At 74.7% G+C, this 16,827-nt stretch carries 17 protein-coding genes; 4 read left to right on the top strand and 13 right to left on the bottom strand.

Annotation, left to right across the window (positions count from 1 at the left end; all coding sequences use genetic code 11):
- Positions 1-108 precede the first annotated feature (108 nt).
- Complete coding sequence (groES, locus tag ACLE50_RS03590; protein WP_010225616.1) at positions 109-399, bottom strand: co-chaperone GroES; 291 nt, start codon at positions 397-399, stop codon at positions 109-111.
- 304 nt (positions 400-703) lie between these two features.
- On the opposite strand from groES, the gene ACLE50_RS03585 reads away from it, so the two are divergent.
- The 3 genes from ACLE50_RS03585 to ACLE50_RS03575 all read left to right on the top strand — a co-directional run bounded on the left by ACLE50_RS03585 (position 704) and on the right by ACLE50_RS03575 (position 4,658).
- On the top strand, positions 704-2,320 hold the full coding sequence (locus ACLE50_RS03585) for an alkaline phosphatase D family protein (RefSeq protein WP_410941883.1): 1,617 nt from the start codon (positions 704-706) through the stop codon (positions 2,318-2,320).
- 47 nt (positions 2,321-2,367) lie between these two features.
- Positions 2,368-3,279, top strand: a complete 912-nt coding sequence (locus ACLE50_RS03580) for an aldo/keto reductase (protein WP_410941882.1) — start codon at positions 2,368-2,370, stop codon at positions 3,277-3,279.
- A gap of 128 nt (positions 3,280-3,407) precedes the next feature.
- The gene (locus tag ACLE50_RS03575) at positions 3,408-4,658 is read left to right on the top strand and encodes an aminotransferase family protein (protein WP_410941881.1); all 1,251 of its coding nucleotides are present in this window, start codon (positions 3,408-3,410) and stop codon (positions 4,656-4,658) included.
- Here the strand turns inward: ACLE50_RS03575 and rimI are convergent.
- The 7 genes from rimI to glmS all read right to left on the bottom strand — a co-directional run bounded on the left by rimI (position 4,655) and on the right by glmS (position 12,544).
- A complete protein-coding gene (gene rimI / locus ACLE50_RS03570) occupies positions 4,655-5,143 on the bottom strand; it encodes a ribosomal protein S18-alanine N-acetyltransferase (RefSeq protein WP_410941880.1) in 489 nt (162 codons plus the stop codon). The genes ACLE50_RS03575 and rimI overlap by 4 nt on opposite strands.
- A gap of 11 nt (positions 5,144-5,154) precedes the next feature.
- On the bottom strand, positions 5,155-5,862 hold the full coding sequence (gene tsaB, locus ACLE50_RS03565; protein WP_410941879.1) for a tRNA (adenosine(37)-N6)-threonylcarbamoyltransferase complex dimerization subunit type 1 TsaB: 708 nt from the start codon (positions 5,860-5,862) through the stop codon (positions 5,155-5,157).
- A gap of 11 nt (positions 5,863-5,873) precedes the next feature.
- On the bottom strand, positions 5,874-6,350 hold the full coding sequence (tsaE, locus tag ACLE50_RS03560; protein ID WP_410941878.1) for a tRNA (adenosine(37)-N6)-threonylcarbamoyltransferase complex ATPase subunit type 1 TsaE: 477 nt from the start codon (positions 6,348-6,350) through the stop codon (positions 5,874-5,876).
- A complete protein-coding gene (locus ACLE50_RS03555) occupies positions 6,347-7,840 on the bottom strand; it encodes an alpha/beta fold hydrolase (protein ID WP_410941877.1) in 1,494 nt (497 codons plus the stop codon). The genes tsaE and ACLE50_RS03555 overlap by 4 nt, the downstream gene beginning before the upstream one ends.
- A complete protein-coding gene (gene alr, locus ACLE50_RS03550; RefSeq protein ID WP_410941876.1) occupies positions 7,837-9,045 on the bottom strand; it encodes an alanine racemase in 1,209 nt (402 codons plus the stop codon). Before alr ends, ACLE50_RS03555 begins: the two co-directional genes overlap by 4 nt.
- 66 nt (positions 9,046-9,111) lie before the next feature.
- A complete protein-coding gene (locus ACLE50_RS03545; protein WP_410941875.1) occupies positions 9,112-10,611 on the bottom strand; it encodes an NAD(P)H-hydrate dehydratase in 1,500 nt (499 codons plus the stop codon).
- Positions 10,612-10,669: 58 nt separating this feature from the next.
- Complete coding sequence (gene glmS, locus ACLE50_RS03540; protein WP_410941874.1) at positions 10,670-12,544, bottom strand: glutamine--fructose-6-phosphate transaminase (isomerizing); 1,875 nt, start codon at positions 12,542-12,544, stop codon at positions 10,670-10,672.
- Positions 12,545-12,717: 173 nt separating this feature from the next.
- Between glmS and ACLE50_RS03535 the strand changes: the two genes are divergently transcribed.
- Positions 12,718-13,605 (top strand): dienelactone hydrolase family protein, encoded by an 888-nt coding sequence (locus tag ACLE50_RS03535; RefSeq protein ID WP_410941873.1) that lies wholly within the window; start codon positions 12,718-12,720, stop codon positions 13,603-13,605.
- A 28-nt stretch (positions 13,606-13,633) separates the two neighbouring features.
- Here the strand turns inward: ACLE50_RS03535 and ACLE50_RS03530 are convergent, their stop codons facing one another.
- The 5 genes from ACLE50_RS03530 to rplM form a co-directional block, all read right to left on the bottom strand.
- Complete coding sequence (locus ACLE50_RS03530) at positions 13,634-14,050, bottom strand: hypothetical protein (RefSeq protein WP_410941872.1); 417 nt, start codon at positions 14,048-14,050, stop codon at positions 13,634-13,636.
- Positions 14,047-14,295: a hypothetical protein gene (locus tag ACLE50_RS03525; protein WP_410941871.1), complete on the bottom strand. Its 249-nt coding sequence runs from the start codon at positions 14,293-14,295 to the stop codon at positions 14,047-14,049. The genes ACLE50_RS03530 and ACLE50_RS03525 overlap by 4 nt, the downstream gene beginning before the upstream one ends.
- 68 nt (positions 14,296-14,363) lie before the next feature.
- A complete protein-coding gene (gene glmM, locus ACLE50_RS03520) occupies positions 14,364-15,713 on the bottom strand; it encodes a phosphoglucosamine mutase (RefSeq protein ID WP_410941870.1) in 1,350 nt (449 codons plus the stop codon).
- A gap of 11 nt (positions 15,714-15,724) precedes the next feature.
- Positions 15,725-16,327, bottom strand: a complete 603-nt coding sequence (rpsI, locus tag ACLE50_RS03515; protein WP_410941869.1) for a 30S ribosomal protein S9 — start codon at positions 16,325-16,327, stop codon at positions 15,725-15,727.
- Between the two features lie 29 nt (positions 16,328-16,356).
- Positions 16,357-16,800, bottom strand: a complete 444-nt coding sequence (gene rplM, locus ACLE50_RS03510; RefSeq protein WP_410941868.1) for a 50S ribosomal protein L13 — start codon at positions 16,798-16,800, stop codon at positions 16,357-16,359.
- Positions 16,801-16,827 lie beyond the last annotated feature (27 nt).

The raw sequence follows: 16,827 nt of genomic DNA, 5'->3' as shown, positions 1-16,827 counted from the left end.
GTGTCTCTCAGCCTCTCGTGCTGTGGGGGTACGAACGCGACCGCCCCGGGCGGGACCACCGGGAGGGTGACCCGCCCGGGGCGGTGCGATGCGTGGTGCTGCGGATCGTCAGTTGACGACGGCCAGCACGTCGCGGGCGGAGAGGATCAGGTACTCCTCGCCGTTGTACTTGACCTCGGTGCCGCCGTACTTGGAGTAGATGACGACGTCGCCCACGGCGACGTCGAGCGGGACGCGGTTGCCGTTGTCGTCCACCCGGCCCGGGCCGACGGCCAGGACCTTGCCCTCCTGGGGCTTCTCCTTGGCGGTGTCCGGGATGACGATGCCCGACGCGGTGGTGGTCTCCGCCTCGCTGGCCTGAACGACGATCTTGTCCTCGAGCGGCTTGATGTTCGCCACGACGATGACCTCCCCTTCCTGGGGTGAATCCGGTGTCACGGGTTCTGTCCGGTGTCACGTGCGTTCGCGGACCTGCCGGGGCCCCGCCGTCGCGGGTGCCGGGGCCTCGGCCGGGGGTCTCGCTCGCGCCATTGGCACTCTACCGACGAGAGTGCCAGAACCGGAGCCGGGTCACAACCGCTTCGCTCCCGGCGCGGCGAACCCGCCCGGATCCACCCGGTTCGGTGATCACCGGCACCGGCTGTTCACCGGCGCGCCGTACTCCGGACACCGGTGCCTCGCGCGGGGCTGATCGACTGCGCGCGTGGTCATCTCTCGCCGTTCCCTGCTGCGCACCGGGCTCACCACCGCGGGCGCGGCCGCCGCCGCCATCTCCCTACCCGCTGCGGCCTCGGCCGCAACATCGCCGCTCACGTCCCCCGCCGCGGGCGTGCCCCGCGCACGTCCCGCCGGGGACCCGTTCGGGCTCGGTGTCGCCTCCGGCGAGCCGTGGCCGGACTCGGTCGTCCTCTGGACCCGGCTCGCCACCGACCCCACCGCCGAGGACGGCCTCGGCGGGCTCGGCAACCGGCGCACCGAGGTCGAGTGGGAGATCGCCGACGACGAGCGTTTCACCCGGATCGTCCGCCGCGGCCGGGAGACCACCGGCCCCGAGCTGGGGCACAGCGTGCACGCCGAGGTCGCGGGCCTGCGCCCGGGCCGCGACTACTTCTACCGCTTCAAGGTGGGCCGCGCCGTGTCCGACGCCGGCCGCACCCGCACCGCCCCGCAGCCGGCGTCGATGAGCCCGGTGCACATGGCGTTCACCTCCTGCGCGCAGTACGAGCACGGCTACTTCACCGCCTACCGGCGGATGGCCGAGGAGCACCCGGACGTCATCCTGTTCCTCGGCGACTACATGTACGAGTACGCCGCCGGGCACTACGTCGCGCCGGGCGGGAACCCGCGCAACCACGTCGGCCCGGAGACGACCACGCTGGAGAACTACCGCCAGCGCTACGGCCAGTACCACGCCGACACCGACCTGCAGGCCGCGCACGCCGCCGCGCCGTGGCTGCCGGTGTTCGACGACCACGAGGTCGAGAACAACTGGGCAGGCGACGTCCGTGAGCTGCCGATCGACCCGCCCGGCGACTTCACCGCGCGCAAGACCGCTGCGTTCCGGGCGTACTGGGAGAACATGCCGCTGCGTGCCGCGCAGCGCCCGCGCGGGGCGTCGATGCAGCTCTACCGCCGGATCGGCTACGGCAACCTGGTCACCTTCCACATGCTCGACACCCGCCAGTACCGCGGCGACCAGCCGTGCGGGGACAAGTTCAACAGCGACTGCCCGGAGCGCACCGACCCGGCGCGGTCGCTGCCCGGATCCCCGCAGGAACAGTGGATCGGCAAGGGCTTCGAGCGGTCCCGGGCCCGCTGGGACGTGCTGGGCCAGCAGGTCTTCTTCTCCCAGGTCGACTTCACCCCCGGCCCGGGCCGCGGCTTCAACCCCGACGCGTGGGACGGCTACCCGGGTTCGCGCGACCGCGTCGTCGACTCCTGGGTGGCGGCGAACCGGAAGCACCGGGGCCGCAACCTGGTCGTCCTGACCGGCGACGTGCACGCCCACTGGGGCGCGGACGTCAAGCAGCGCTTCGACGACCCGGCGTCGCCGGTGATCGGCACCGAGCTGGTGTCGACGTCGATCACCTCCGGTGGGGACGGCACCGAGGTCCGCCCGGACACCGCCACCACGCTGGCGGAGAACCCGCACGTGAAGTTCTTCAACAACCGCCGCGGCTACGTCAGCACCCGGTTCACGCCCGAGACGCTGACCAGCGAGTACAAGGTCGTCCCGTACGTGAAGACGCCGGGTGCGCCGGTGGAGAGCCGCGGGAAGTTCGTCACCGAGGACCGCAGGCCGGGGCTGCAGGAGGCCTGAGGCCGGGACCGGCCGCGGCGCCGTCGCTCTTCGGTAGCGTCGGCGCCGTGGCTGACCTGGCACTCGGTGCGAACGTCTTCGGCTGGACGGCGGACCGCGACACCTCGTTCGCGGTGCTCGACGCCTTCGTCGAGGCCGGTGGCACGACGATCGACACGTCCGACTCCTACACGTGGCGCGCGCCGGGCAACTCCGGCGGCGAGTCCGAGACGATCCTCGGCGAGTGGATGGCCGCCCGGGGCAACCGGGACGCCCTGAGCATCGCGACGAAGGTCGGCAGCTGGCCGGAACGCCCCGGGCTGGGCGCGGAGAACATCGCCGCCGCGGCGCGTGACTCGCTGCGCCGGCTGGGCACCGACCGGATCGACCTCTACTACGCCCACCGCGACGACCCGGACACCGCGCAGGAGGAGACCCTCGACGCGTTCGACGCCCTGGTCCGCGAGGGCCTGGTCCGGGAGATCGGCGCGTCGAACTTCTCCGCCGAGCGGCTGCGCTCGTCGCTGGAGATCTCCGCGCGCGACGGGCTGACCGCGTACACCGCGATCCAGCCGCACTACAACCTGATGGAGCGCGACGACTACGAGGCCGCGCTCGCCCCGATCGCCGAGGCCGAGGGGCTGGCCGTCTACCCGTACTTCGGGCTGGCCAAGGGCTTCCTCACCGGCAAGTACCGGCCCGACTCCCCCGCGCCGGAGGGCCCGCGGGCCGAGGGCGCCGAGGCCTACCTCGACTCCCGCGGCCGGGCGGTGCTGGCCGGGCTCGACGAGATCGCCGCCGGACACGAGGTGCCGGTCCCGGCCGTCGCGCTGGCCTGGCTGGCCGCACAACCCACGGTGACCGCGCCGCTGTCCAGCGCCCGGTCGGTCGCCCAGCTCGCCGGGCTGCTGCCGATGCGCACGCTGCAGCTCACCCACGACGAGCTGCGGCTGCTGAACCACCTGTCCGACAACGCCTGAGGTGCTCTCGGAGGCTCGATCCCCTGCCGGGTCCCCCGCCCGGTTGTGGCGCCGCGGCCCCACACCGGGTGAGGATCGGGTCCTCCGGCGCCGCCCGACGGTGGGCGGCCCGGCCCCGAGGAGGCTCGATGACCGCGTTCTGGCACCCCTTCGCCGCCATGCACTCCGTCCGTGACGGCGCCGTCACGATCACCCGTGGCGAGGACGTATGGGTGTACGACGACCGCGGCCGCCGCTTCCTCGACGCCACCGCCAGCCTCTGGTACTCCAACGTCGGGCACGGTCGCGGCGAGATCGTCGACGCCGTCGCGAACCAGATGTACGAGCTCGAGGCGTACTCGACGTTCACCGACTTCACCAACGCCCCGGCCGAGCGGCTGGCGACCGAGATCGCCGAGCGCGTCCCGGTCGACGACGCGAAGGTGTTCTTCACCAGCGGCGGCGGCGACTCCGTGGAGACCGCGGCCAAGCTGGCCCGGGAGTACTTCGTCGCCGTCGGCGAGCCGGACCGCACGGTGCTGCTGCACCGTGAGCACAGCTACCACGGCACGCACGGGTTCGGGACGTCGCTGGCCGGGATCCCCGGCAACCGGCTCGGTGCCCCGTTCACCCCGGACGTCGTGCAGACCGCGTGGGACGACGCCGCCGCGCTGGAGAAGACCATCGTCGACGTCGGACCGGAGCGGGTGGCCGCGTTCTTCTGCGAGCCGGTGATCGGCGCCGGTGGCGTGCTGCCCCCGCCGCCCGGCTACGTCGAGGCCGCCGCCGACGTGTGCCGCAGGCACGGCGTGCTGTTCGTCGCCGACGAGGTCATCTGCGGGTTCGGCCGGCTCGGCACCTGGCTCGGCATCGACCGGTTCGGGGTGCGCCCGGACATCGCGACGTTCGCGAAGGGCATCACCTCGGGCTACCAGCCACTCGGCGGCATGATCGCCTCCGGGCGGGTCGCGGCCCCGTTCTGGGACGAGCCGGGCCGGATCTTCAAGCACGGCCAGACCTACGCCGGGCACCCGGCCGCGTGCGCCGCCGGGTCGGCGACGATCGCACTGATGGAGCGGGACGGCCTGCTCGACCGGGCGCTGCAGCTGGAGCCGGTGCTGCTCGCCGGGCTGGCGTCGCTGGAGGACCACCCGCTGGTCGGGCACGCCCGCGGCGGAGTCGGCGTGCTGGGGGCGCTGGCCGTGGACCCGGAGCGCCTGGCCGCGACGCCGGACCTGCCGGTACGGATCGCGAAGGCCACCCGGGAGCACGGTGTGCTGATCCGGGCGACCGCGACCGCGCTGGTGTGCTCGCCGCCGCTGACGTTCACCCGCGACCACGTCGACCTGCTGGTCGAGGGCACCCGCAACAGCCTGGACGACGTGCTGAAGAGCCTCTAGCCCTGCTCTCCGGCCGGTCCGGCGGGGTCGCGGCGCATGGTGTGCGCGTCCGCGCCGGACGGCCGGTAGTAGCGCTTGCGCAGCCCGACCACGGTGAACCCGGTGGACTCGTAGAGCGTGCGGGCGGGCTCGTTGTCCGTGCGGACCTCGAGGAACACCGTGGCACCCAGCTCGTCGGCGGCGGCGAGCAGCTGCGCCAGCAGCGCGCGCCCGATCCCGTGTCCCTGCCAGTCCGGGTCGACGCCGATGGTGTGCACCTCGGCCTCGGCCTGCGGCGGACCGGCGACGACGGCGAGACCTGCGTAGCCGACCAGCCGGCCGTCGGCCCGGGCAGCGACGTAGAGCTGGCCCGAGGACACGGCGTCGCGGAAGGCCTGGGCGCTCCACGGGTCGTCGCCGGGGAACAGCAGGTCCTCCAGCTCCGCGCAGCGGCGGGCGTCGGCCCGGTAGAGCGGGCCGATCGTGACGGTGGCGTCGGTGGGCACGGGTGGTCCGCTCAGGCCGTGACGCGCTTGCGGCCGGTCGGCTCCTCGGCGTCCGGGCGGCGCAGGTAGAGCGGCTCGACCGGGGCCGGTGCGCGGCCGGCGCGCAGGTCCGCGGCGGCGACGGCGACCAGCCCGTCCGGTGCCGGGGCGGACGGCCCGGTGATCGCGACCCCGAGCCGGTCGGCGAACGCCGGGTCCCCGGCGACCGCACCCACACCCAGCTCGCCGAGCCGCTGCCCCAGGGACTCCGGCGCCTCGACCGAGGGGCCGGAGATCCGCCGGACCTGCGGGTCGGTGGGGTCGTAGAGCGCCCAGTACACCTCGCGCCGGCGGGCGTCGGTGGCGACGAGCAGGTTTCCGGGGTCTCTCGGATCGCTGCCTTCCGGGACCGGCACGGCCCAGGCGATCGCGTCGTGCGAGCACACGCCGTGCACCGGGACGCCGAGGGCGTCGCCGAGCGCGGCGGCGGAGACGATCCCGACCCGCAGCCCGGTGAACGGGCCCGGCCCGGCGCCGACCACGACGGCGTCGACCTCGGCCAGGTCGCGGCCGGTCTCGGCGCACAGCGCGCGGACCGCGGGCATCAGCAGCTCACCGTGGCGGCGGCCGTCGTGGGCGCGGGCGGCGAGCGTCACCGGCGCCTCGCCCGGTGACCCGGGCAGCTCCACGAGTCCGGCGGTGACGACGGTCGTCGCGGTGTCCAGGGCCAGTACCAGCACGGTCGTCCAGCCTACGGCCGTGCGGTGCGGCGCAGCGTGGCGACCCGGGTCTCGTCGTCGCGCCGCTCCAGGACGACCTCCACCGCGCTCGTCGCGAGCCGGTCGGCCACCCCCACCCCCCACTCGACGGCGACGACGGCCCGCTCCAGCTCGGTGTCCAGATCCAGGTCGTCGAGCTCGGCGGCGACGTCGACGCTGCCGTCCGGCCCACCGAGCCGGTAGGCGTCGACGTGCACCAGCGCAGGCCCGGCGCCCGACGACGGGTGCTCGCGCGCGATCACGAACGTCGGCGACGCGACCTGCCCGGCCACCCCGAGCCCCCGGGCCAGGCCCCGGACCAGCGCGGTCTTGCCCGCACCCAGCGGACCGGCCAGCAGCAGCACGTCCCCGGCCGCCAGCTCACCACCGAGCTGCTCACCGAACGCCTCGGTGTCGGCGACGCCGGGCAGCTCGTGGCGCACCGGCTCCGCACCGGGGGCCGGGATCACGTCCGGTCCTTCCGCGCCGCCCGTCCGCGGGCCCGGGTGACGGCGTTGCGGGTGCTCTCGGCGGCGGCCCGGGCCCGGTCGGCGGCCACGTTCTTCCGGGCGGCCGCGGTGCCGTTCCTCGCGGAGCCGCCGGTGGAGGTTCCGGCGTCGGTCGCGGTGCCGTTCGGCCCGTTGTCCCGCCCGGGACCGTTCTTCGGATCGCCGTCCTTCGGGGTGGTGTCCTTCGCCGTACCCGCCTTCGCGGCGCTGTTCTTCGAGGCCCTGCCCTTGGGGGCCCCGTTCCTCGGGGCCCTGCCCTTCGCGGCGCCGTTCTTCTGGGCACCGCCCTTCGCGGTCCCGGACCGTTTCCGGCCGGTGCGCTCGTCCTTGCGCCGCTGCTCGGGGCGGCGCAGCCGCACCTTCCCGCCGCGGACCCGCTCCATGCTGCGCTCGATGAGGTCGCCCAGCTCGCCGTCGACCAGGTCGGGGGTCTCCAGCATCGGCATGTGCCCGACACCGGGATCGCGCACCAGCCGCGCGGTCGGGATCGCGTCGGCGATCACCTCGGAGTGCCGGTACGGGATGATCCGGTCCGCGTCACCGGCCAGGACCAGTACCTCGGCGTCGGACAGACCGGGCAGGGCCGCGATCCGGTCGTGCGTGCCGAGGGTGTCGACGAAGTCGGTCAGCGCGCCGACCGCGTTGGCGTCGATCATGGTGTCGACCAGGTCGACCATCGCCGGGTCGACCTGCTTGTCGCCGTAGGCGAAGTGCTTGGTGAACGCCCAGATGACGTCCCCGAGCGCGCGACGCCCGCCCTCGACCAAGCCCGGCTGCCAGGCGGCGAGCCCGGACAGCCCGCGGATGATCGGGTTGCGGCGGGACAGGAACGTGCCCGGCAGCCCGGAGGAGGCCATCTCCCCGGCCGAGGTGGAGATCAGCGCGACGCCGACGACCCGGTCGCGGAACAGCTCCGGGTTCTGCTCGGCCAGTGCCATCACCGTCATGCCGCCCATCGAGTGCGACACCAGCACCAGCGGTCCGGTCGGGGCGAGGCTGCGGATCACCGCGTCGAGGTCGTGGCCGAGCTGGGCGATCGTGCAGGACTCCGCGGGGGCGCGCTCGGAGCGGCCGTGGCTGCGCTGGTCGTAGAGCACCAGCCGCACCGACGGGCCGGACAGCCCTGCCAGGAACGGCCGCTGCTCCTGCCAGGTGCGCCGGTCGAGCGCGAACCCGTGGATCAGCACGACGGTGGCCACGGGTTCCGAGCCGTCGGCCGGGAGCACCTCCTCGCAGGCCAGCCGCACGCCGTCGTCGGCGGTGACCGACATGTCCTCGCCGACCACTCCGGCAGGCGGGTTGCCGTCGTACTCGGCCATCTCGGTCGCGAGGCTGCGCCGGCTGGCGGCGATCCGGCGCCGCTGGTTGGTCACGCCGACCCCGACCGCGGCACCCGCGGCCCCGGCCAGGCCACCGGCGATGCCGGCGACCGTCCATCCCGTGCGGCTCATCCGTTGTTCCCCCCGACGGACGGGTGCGCGAGCGTGCGCCGCACCCGCCCCCTGATTCCGGTGACGATCTCGTAGTGGATCGTGCCGAGCTCGTCGGCCCACTCGCGGGCGGTCGGCGCGCCGCCGGCGCCGGTCCCGAACAGCTCGGCGGTGTCCCCCACGGCCACGTCGAGCTCACCGGGCCGCCCGCAGTCGACGACGAACTGGTCCATGCAGACCCGCCCCACGACGGGCCGGATCGTGTCGCCGATCCGCACGCGCATCCGGCCGCGGTTGTTGAGCCGCCGCGGGACGCCGTCGGCGTAGCCCAGCGGGACCAGCGCCAGCGTCCGTTCGGTGGGCGCGACCCACTCGTGGCCGTAGGAGACGCCCTCCCCGGCGGAGATCGTCTTGACCAGCGCGACCCGGCCGCGCAGCGTCATCGCCGGGACCAGCGGGCTGTCGGCGGGCTGCGCGATCGGGTCCAGGCCGTAGACCGCGATCCCGGGCCGGACGACGTCGAAGTGCAGGTCCGGGCGGGTCATCAGGGCCGCGGAGTTGGCCAGGTGCACCAGCGGGTCGAAGCCGCGGTCGCGGACGTGCGCGGCGGCCGCGCGCAGCCGGTCGGCCTGGGCGTCGATGCTCGGGTCGCCGGGCTCGTCGGCGCTCGCCAGGTGCGACCAGACCCCGGTGACCTCGGCGAAGCCGTCCGCGACGGCGTCGGCGGCCTCGCCGACGAGGGCGGGCCACTCGCCGGGCGGGCAGCCGTTGCGGCTCAGCCCGGTGTCGGCCTTGAGGTGCAGCCGGGCCGGGCGGCCCGCAGCACGGGCCCCGGCCAGCATCGCGGCGAGGTGCTCACGCGAGGACACCCCCAGCTCGACGCCGGCGGCGACGGCGGACGCGAAGTCCTCGTCGGGCAGGTGCAGCCAGCTCAGCAGGGGTGCGTCGATCCCGGCCGCACGGACCGCGAGGGCCTCCTCCAGGGTGCAGACGCCGAGCCGGTCGGCGCCGGACTCCAGCGCGGCCCGGGCGACGGCGGCCGCGTCGTGGCCGTAGGCGTCGGCCTTGACGACCGCCATCGTCGCCGCGCCGGAGCGGGCGGCGGTGCCGGAGAGCAGCGCGACGTTGTGCCGCACGGCGTCCAGATCGACGACCGCCTCGGCGCGCGGGCGCGGGCCCCCGGGCGCGGTACTCGGCCCTGGCGCGGGTTCGGCGGCAGGCAACACGGCCCCGATCATCGCATCCCGGTCCGCCCGGCCGGTCCACGACGCGGCGCCGGCCCGGCCGGACCGCTACCGGTGCGCGCCTGCGGCGGCCCGGACCGCCCGCACCGCGGACGGGATGGCGGCCTGGATCGCCGTCGCGGGCGCCGGGACCGGCGGCAGCCCGTGGGCCCGGGCGGCCAGGGTCGCGGCGCGGGCGTGCACCAGCGTCCCGGCGCCTGCCGCCCACCACGGGTCGAGCCCGGCCGCGAGCAGCGCGCCGATCATGCCGGTGAGCAGGTCCCCGGACCCGGCGGTGGCCGCCCACGCGTCGGCGGCCGGGTCGACCAGCGTCCGCCCGTCCGGGTCGGCGACGACCGTGGCGTTGCCCTTGAGCAGCACGGTCACCCCGAGTGCGGCGGCGGCCGCGCGGGCGGCGGCGAGCCGGTCGCCGCCGTGGTCGTCGTCGACCGATCCGGCGATGCGGGCGAACTCCCCGGCGTGCGGGGTGAGCACCACCGGGGCGCCGTGGATCCGGTCGCGCAGGTCGTCGTGCCGGGCGAGCAGGGTGATGCCGTCGGCGTCGATGCAGGTGGGGACCTCGCGGGCGAGCACCGTCTCCAGCACCGAGCGGCCGGTGTCGCCGGTGCCGATGCCCGGGCCGACCGCCCAGGCCTGGGTGCGCCCGGCGTCGGTGATGTCGCCGGTGGCGACGATCTCCGGCCAGTGCAGGCGGACCTCGTCGGCGGCGGCCCCGGCGAAACGCACCATCCCGGACGTGGCGAGCGCGGCGGCACCGGCCGCGAGCACCGCGGCGCCCGGGTAGGCGGCCGAACCCGCGGCGATCCCGACGACGCCCTGGGAGTACTTGTCGTCGGCCGGGCCGGGGACGGGCCAGCGGGCTCCGGCGTCGGCGTCGTCGAGCACCCACGCGTCGGGCTCGGGGGCGTGGGAGTCCAGGAACGGGCCGAGCCCGAAGTCGACCAGCCGCACCGGCCCGCAGAGCGGTGCGGCCAGCGCGTGCACCGGCTTGCGGCAGCCGAAGGTGACGGTGAACGCGGCCCGCACGTGCGGGCCGTCGGCGATCCCGGTGTCGCAGTCGACGCCGCTGGGCAGGTCGCACGCCACGATCGGCACCCCTGCGGTGTCCGCGGTGTCGACGAGCAGCGGCGCGGGGTCGCGCAGCGGGCCGTGCCCGGAGATCCCCACGATCCCGTCGACGACGACGTCGGCGTCCTCGACCGCCGCCCGCGCCGCGTCCATGGTGTCCGGGCCGACCGGCAGCACCCGGCCGCGGGCCCGGCGCAGCGCGGCCAGACCCGCGGCGTGCGCCCGCTCCGGCTTCAGCAGCAGCGCGGTGACCGCCGCGCCGCGGCGGCGCAGCTCGGTGCCGGCCCACAGCGCGTCGCCGCCGTTGTCGCCTGCGCCGACGAGCAGCACCACCCGGCGGCCGTAGGTCGAGCCCAGGTACGCAGCCAGGTGCTGCGCGAGCCCGGACGCGGCCCGGCGCATCAGCGTGCCGTCGGGCACCGTCGCGAGCATGGCGGCTTCGGCCGCGCGCACCTGGTCCGCTGCGTAGACACCGTGCATGCGCGGAGGTTATCCGCGAACGGCGTCGTTCACTCCCCGCACGGCCCGCACAGGGGCGCTACTCGACGGTGACCGACTTCGCCAGGTTCCGCGGCTTGTCGACGTCGTAGCCGCGGGCCCGGGCGATCTCGGCCGCGATGACCTGCAGCGGGATCGTCGCGACCAGCGGCTGCAGCAGCGTCGGCACGGCGGGCAGCTCGAAGAGGTGGTCGGCGAACGGGCGGACCGTCTCGTCACCGACCTCGGCGATCACCACGGTGCGGGCGCCGCGCGCCTTGATCTCCTGGATGTTGGACAGCAGCTTCGAGTGCAGCACCGCGCGCCCCTTCGGCGACGGCATCACGACGACGACCGGCAGGCCGTCCTCGATCAGCGCGATCGGCCCGTGCTTGAGCTCGCCGGCGGCGAACGCCTCGGCGTGCATGTAGGCGAGCTCCTTGAGCTTGAGCGCACCCTCCAGCGCCACCGGGTAGCCGACGTGGCGGCCCAGGAACAGCACAGCCTTCGACGGCGCCAGCTCCTGCCCGAGCGCGCGGGCCTCGCCGAGGGACTCCAGCACCTCGTCGACGGCGGCGGGCATCGACTCCAGCTGGTGGAACTCGCGCACCACCTCGTCGGGGTACTTGGTGCCGCGGGCCTGGGCCAGCGCGAGACCGACCAGGTAGGTGGCCGCGACCTGCGCGGTGAACGTCTTGGTGGCCGCAACGCCGATCTCCGGGCCGGCGTGGGTGTAGATCACCGCGTCGGACTCGCGCGGGATCTGCGCCCCGTTGGTGTTGCAGATCGCGAGGACGCGGGCCTTCTGGTCCTTCGCGTGGCGCAGCGCCTCGAGGGTGTCGGCGGTCTCCCCGGACTGGGAGATCGCGACGACCAGCGTGGACCGGTCGAGCACCGGGTCGCGGTAGCGGAACTCCGAGGCCAGCTCGACCTCGACGGGCAGCCGCGTCCAGTGCTCGATGGCGTACTTCGCGAGCAGCCCGGAGTGGTAGGCGGTGCCGCAGGCGACGACGAAGACCTTGTCGACGTCGCGCAGGTCCTGGTCGGACAGGCGCTGCTCGTCGAGCACGATCCGGCCGTCGACGAGGTGCCCGCGCAGCGTGTTCGCGATCGCGACGGGCTGCTCCTCGATCTCCTTCAGCATGAAGTAGTCGTGGCCGCCCTTCTCGGCGGCGGCGAGGTCCCAGGTGACCTCGAACGGGCTCGCCTCGGCGGGCTCGCCGTCGAAGCCGATGACCTCGTAGCCCGCACGGGTGATCGTGACGACCTGGTCCTGGCCCAGCTCGACCGCGGAGCGGGTGAACTCGATGAACGCGGCGACGTCGGAGGCCAGGAAGTTCTCGCCATCGCCCAGGCCCAGCACCAGCGGGGAGTTGCGGCGGGCGGCGACGATCCGGTCCGGGTCGTCGGCGTGCGTCACGACCAGAGTGAACGCGCCCTCGAGCCGGTTGGCGACGGCGCGCACCGAGGCCGTCAGGTCGCCCTTGGTGTCGTCGGCGCCGGCCAGCTCGCCGTCGTAGGCCAGGCCGACCAGGTGCGCGGCGGTCTCGGTGTCGGTGTCGGACTCGGCCCAGATGCCGCGCTGCTCCAGCTCGGCGCGCAGCTCCAGGAAGTTCTCGATGATGCCGTTGTGCACGACCGCGACCCGGCCGTCGAGGCTGCGGTGCGGGTGCGCGTTGCGGTCGTTCGGCGGCCCGTGGGTCGCCCACCGGGTGTGCCCGATCCCCGAGGTGCCCTCGAACAGGTCCCGGCCGACCTCGTCGAGGCGGGTCTCCAGGTTGGCCAGCGGCCCGGCCGCACGCTCGACCCGCAGCTCGCCGTCCACGCAGATCGCGACGCCTGCGGAGTCGTAACCCCGGTACTCCAGCCGGCGCAGTCCACCGAGGACGACGTCGAGTGCGGGGCGATGACCGACGTAACCGACGATGCCACACATGCCGCAGAGGGTATCGGCGCCGCGATCGGACCCGTGCGGCGCCGGGTGCTCGGCGCGTCGCCGCCGGTGCGGTAGCGGGCCCGCCCGGAGCACCGGTCACGGGTGGGGGACGCGGCACGCCGGGGCGACGCGCAGGACGGGCATGCCATGACCTGCACCGGTACGGTGCCCCGGTGGCCCGGAGCAGTGTGACCCGTCCCCCGTCCATGAAGGGCGCGAAGGACGCCATCGGCGTGCTGTCGCGACCCGGACCCAACGCCGTGCGCTACGGCGACCTGGGCCTGGCCGGAACACCGGGGATCGTCTACACCCCGGCGGAGGGCTACGGCCTGCCCGCCGTCGTGCTCGGGCACGGCTGGCTACAGCCGACCCGGCGCTACCACGAGCTGCTGCGCCACCTCGCGACCTGGGGCTTCGTCGCCGCCGCGCCGGACACCCAGCGCGGCCCGCTGCCGAGCATCGCCCGGTTCTCCTCGGACATGAACACCGTGCTCGACATGTGCTGCGGCGTGCGCCTGGGCAACGGCCTGATCAGCGTCGACGCCCGCCGCACCGCCCTGCTCGGGCACGGCACCGGCGGCGGCGCGGCGCTCGTGGCCGCGGCCGTGCGCGACCGCCTCGGTGCCGTCGTCACGATGGCACCGGTGGAGACGCGCCCGTCGGCGATCGCCGCCGCGCCGGACGTCACCGCGCCGACGCTGCACCTCACCGGCGCCCTGGACCCGCTGGCCCCGTCCGCGCGCTACGCCGAGCAGATGGCACTGGCCGCCGGCGGCGACGCGTGGGTCCGGTCGATCGAGAAGGCCGGGCACCTGGGCTTCTGCGACGGGCGGCACTGGTCGGGCGTGCTGCTGCAGCAGGGTTCGCAGCACAAGACCCGCAAGATCACCCGCGCGCTGGTCACCGCGTTCCTGATGGAGCACCTGATCAACGAGAAGAGCGTGTCGGCCCTGACCTCCGGCGACGTGCCCGGCGCCCCGCTGGTCGACTTCGACGGCGAGGTCGACGAGCAGCACGAGCAGCTGCCGCTGGGGCTGCTCACCGCCGCCGACGAGAAGTAGCCACCCGGCCCGTCCGTCGCCGGGTGTCTCAGCCCGCTTCGTGGGGCGGCAGCAGCGGCGCGGTCATCCCGCGGCGGTCGGTGGTGCGGGTGCCCGTGGTGGCGCCGAGCCGCAGACCGGTGGTGATCGGATGCCGCTCCGTGGCGGATGCCGGGCGCTCGGCTCCGACCTGCGCGGCCGGGCCGCCTGCTCCGAGGTGCTCGCCGTCCGCACCGGCCTGCGCGGCATCCGCGGACGCGGCGTCGGCCAGCCGCATCGCCTCCCACCGCACCCGTTCGAGCCGGTCGGCCCAGCCGTGTCCGGCGGGGTCGTCCCACACCCGCGCCAGCTCGCCGGTGATCGACGCGATCCGGTGGGCGGTGTCGTCGAGCCGCTCGGCCAGCCGTCGCAGGGCCCGGGCCTGCTCCTCGGCGGTGCCGCCGGAACCGGTGTCGTGTGCGCTCACGGCAGGATCCGGGGGCCGGGCAGGTCCGGGAGCAGCCGGAACCCGGTGCGGGCGGTGTCGTCGGCGGCGCGGGCGGCCGTGGCGGCCCGGCTCATCGCGTCGGCGGCGGCGTGCAGCTCGTCGGCGATCCGGCGCGGGCCGTCGTAGGGGCCTGCCGTGCCGGGGACGAGCTCACCGGCCAGGTCGCGGGTGGCCCGCGCGAGCCGGTCCAGCTCGTCGGGATCGCGGAAGAGGTCGGCGCACACGGGCCGGATACTCCACCGCCGGGCCGTGGAGCACGGCCCGGCGGGAGTGGAACTTGCAGGTGCGAACGTCAGCTCGCGGAGGCGACGACGGCGGCCAGCCGGTCGGCGACACCGCGGGCGATGTCCTCGGTCGGCGCCTCGACCATCACCCGGACCAGCTGCTCGGTGCCCGACGGGCGCAGCAGCACCCGCCCGGTCTCACCCAGCTCGGCCTCGGCCTTCGCGACGGCCTCGGCGACCTCGGTGGAGTCGGCGACGGCGTCCTTGTCGGCGACGGACACGTTCTCCAGCACCTGCGGCAGCACCGTGACGATCGAGGCCAGCTCGGCCAGCGGCGTACGGGTCTGCGCGACGCGCGCCATCAGGCGCAGCGCGGTGAGCAGGCCGTCGCCGGTGGTGGCGTGCCCCGGGAGCACGACGTGCCCGGACTGCTCGCCACCGAGGGAGAAACCACCCTCGCGGAGCCGCTCCAGCACGTAGCGGTCGCCGACCTTGGTGGTGTCGAGGGTGATCCCCGCGTCCCGCATGGCCAGGTGCAGCCCGAGGTTGCTCATCACCGTGGCGACGAGCGTGTCGTGGGCGAGCTCGCCGGCGTCGCGCATCGCGACGGCCAGCACGGCCATGATCCGGTCGCCGTCGACGACGTCACCGTTCGCGTCCACCGCGAGGCAGCGGTCGGCGTCGCCGTCGTGCGCGATGCCGAGGTCGGCGCCGTGCTCGACGACGGCGGCCTGCAGCGGCCCGAGGTGGGTCGATCCGACGCCGTCGTTGATGTTGAGACCGTCCGGGTCGGCGTGCAGCGCGACGACCTCGGCACCGGCCTGCCGGTAGGCCTCCGGCGCCGCGAGCGACGCGGCCCCGTTGGCACAGTCGACGACGACGGTCAGTCCGGCCAGCGACAGCTCCTGCCCGAGGCCCGCGGCCTCCAGCAGGTGCCCGACGTAGACCGAGGTCGCGTCGGGGGCGTCCCAGACCCGGCCGATGGCGGCACCCGTCGGGCGCGGGGCCGGCGGGCCGGTGAAGGCCCGCTCGATCTCGTCCTCGACGTCGTCGGGGAGCTTCTGACCGCCCGCGGTGAACAGCTTGATGCCGTTGTCGGGCATCGGGTTGTGCGACGCGGAGATCATCACGCCGAGGTCGGCACCGGTCTGCGCGACGAGGTGCGCGACGCCCGGGGTGGGCAGCACGCCGACCCGGATCGCGTCGGCACCGGCCGAGGTCAGACCGGCGACGACCGCGGCCTCCAGCATCTCACCGCTGGCCCGCGGGTCCCGCCCGACGACCGCGACGGGCCGCCGGTCGGTGCCGGTGGAAAGGGTGCGCGCAGCCGAGGCACAGACACCAACGGCGAACTCCGGAGTGAGGAGTTCGCCGTTGGCCAGGCCCCGGACGCCGTCGGTTCCGAAGAGGCGAGGCATCCGGTGTGCGATCAGCGCTTGGAGTACTGGGGCGCCTTACGGGCCTTCTTGAGGCCGTACTTCTTGCGCTCCACGGCGCGGGCGTCCCGGGTGAGGAAGCCGGCCTTCTTCAGGGCCGGACGGTCCTCGGAGTCGAGCTCGGCCAGCGCACGGGCGATGGCCAGGCGCAGCGCACCGGCCTGGCCCGCGGGGCCGCCGCCACGCAGGTTGGCGTAGACGTCGAAGCGCTCGGTCTTCTCGACCGTGACGAGCGGCTCCTTCACGACCTGCTGGTGCAGCTTGTTCGGGAAGTAGGTCTCGAGCGGCTTGCCGTTCAGGGTGAACTGGCCGGTGCCGGGCAGGAGACGCACGCGGACGACGGCCTCCTTGCGGCGGCCGACGGTCTGCACCGGGCGGTCGCCCTGCAGCGGGGCCTCCGCGGCGAAGGCGTCGGCGTCGAACGCCGGCTCCTCGATGGAGTAGTCGACGTCGGCCACGGCCTCGTCGGCGCCGGCCTCCCCGGCGACGGCCTCGCCGACCGTCTCGGTCAGCTCGGTCTCGGTCGCCTCGGCGGCCGAACCCTCGGTCTCGACCACGTCGACGACCTCGTCGGGTCCGTTCTCGGGGCTGGTCACGGGCTGTCCCTCTTCGTTGCTCGGGGTGGTCACTGGCTGACCTGGGTGATCTCGAACGGCTGCGGCTTCTGCGCCTCGTGCGGGTGCGACGGACCGGAGTAGACCTTCAGCTTCTTGGCCATCGCACGGCCGAGGCGGTTCTTCGGCAGCATGCCCTTGACCGCCTTCTCGACGAGGCGGTCCGGGTGCGTCTCCAGCATCTCGCCGGCCGACCGCGAGCGGAGGCCGCCCGGGAAGCCGGAGTGGTGGTAGACGTGCTTGTCCTGGTGCTTGTTGCCGGAGAGCGAGACCTTCTCGGCGTTGATGATCACCACGAAGTCACCGCCGTCGACGTGCGGCGCGTAGGTCGGCTTGTGCTTGCCGCGCAGCAGCGTGGCCGCGTGCGTGGCGAGCCGACCCAGGCGCACGTCGTTGGCGTCGATCACGTGCCAGGCGTGGGTGATGTCGCCGGGCTTCGGGCTGTACGTGGGCACGGATCTACCTCGTCGTCGTTCTCGGCT

This window comes from Pseudonocardia phyllosphaerae (assembly GCF_046546475.1).
Taxonomy (GTDB): domain Bacteria; phylum Actinomycetota; class Actinomycetes; order Mycobacteriales; family Pseudonocardiaceae; genus Pseudonocardia; species Pseudonocardia phyllosphaerae.
The sequence above is the reverse complement of the archived record's forward strand: the minus strand, read 5'-3'. Positions and strand labels throughout refer to the sequence as shown.

Coding starts and splice junctions, on each gene's coding strand:
- ACLE50_RS03545 (WP_410941875.1), bottom strand. CDS start 10,611: ATGCACGGTGTCTACGCAGCGGACCAGGTGCGCGCGGCCGAAGCCGCC.
- ACLE50_RS03575 (WP_410941881.1), top strand. CDS start 3,408: ATGACCGCGTTCTGGCACCCCTTCGCCGCCATGCACTCCGTCCGTGAC.
- ACLE50_RS03555 (WP_410941877.1), bottom strand. CDS start 7,840: ATGAGCCGCACGGGATGGACGGTCGCCGGCATCGCCGGTGGCCTGGCC.
- glmS (WP_410941874.1), bottom strand. CDS start 12,544: ATGTGTGGCATCGTCGGTTACGTCGGTCATCGCCCCGCACTCGACGTC.
- glmM (WP_410941870.1), bottom strand. CDS start 15,713: ATGCCTCGCCTCTTCGGAACCGACGGCGTCCGGGGCCTGGCCAACGGC.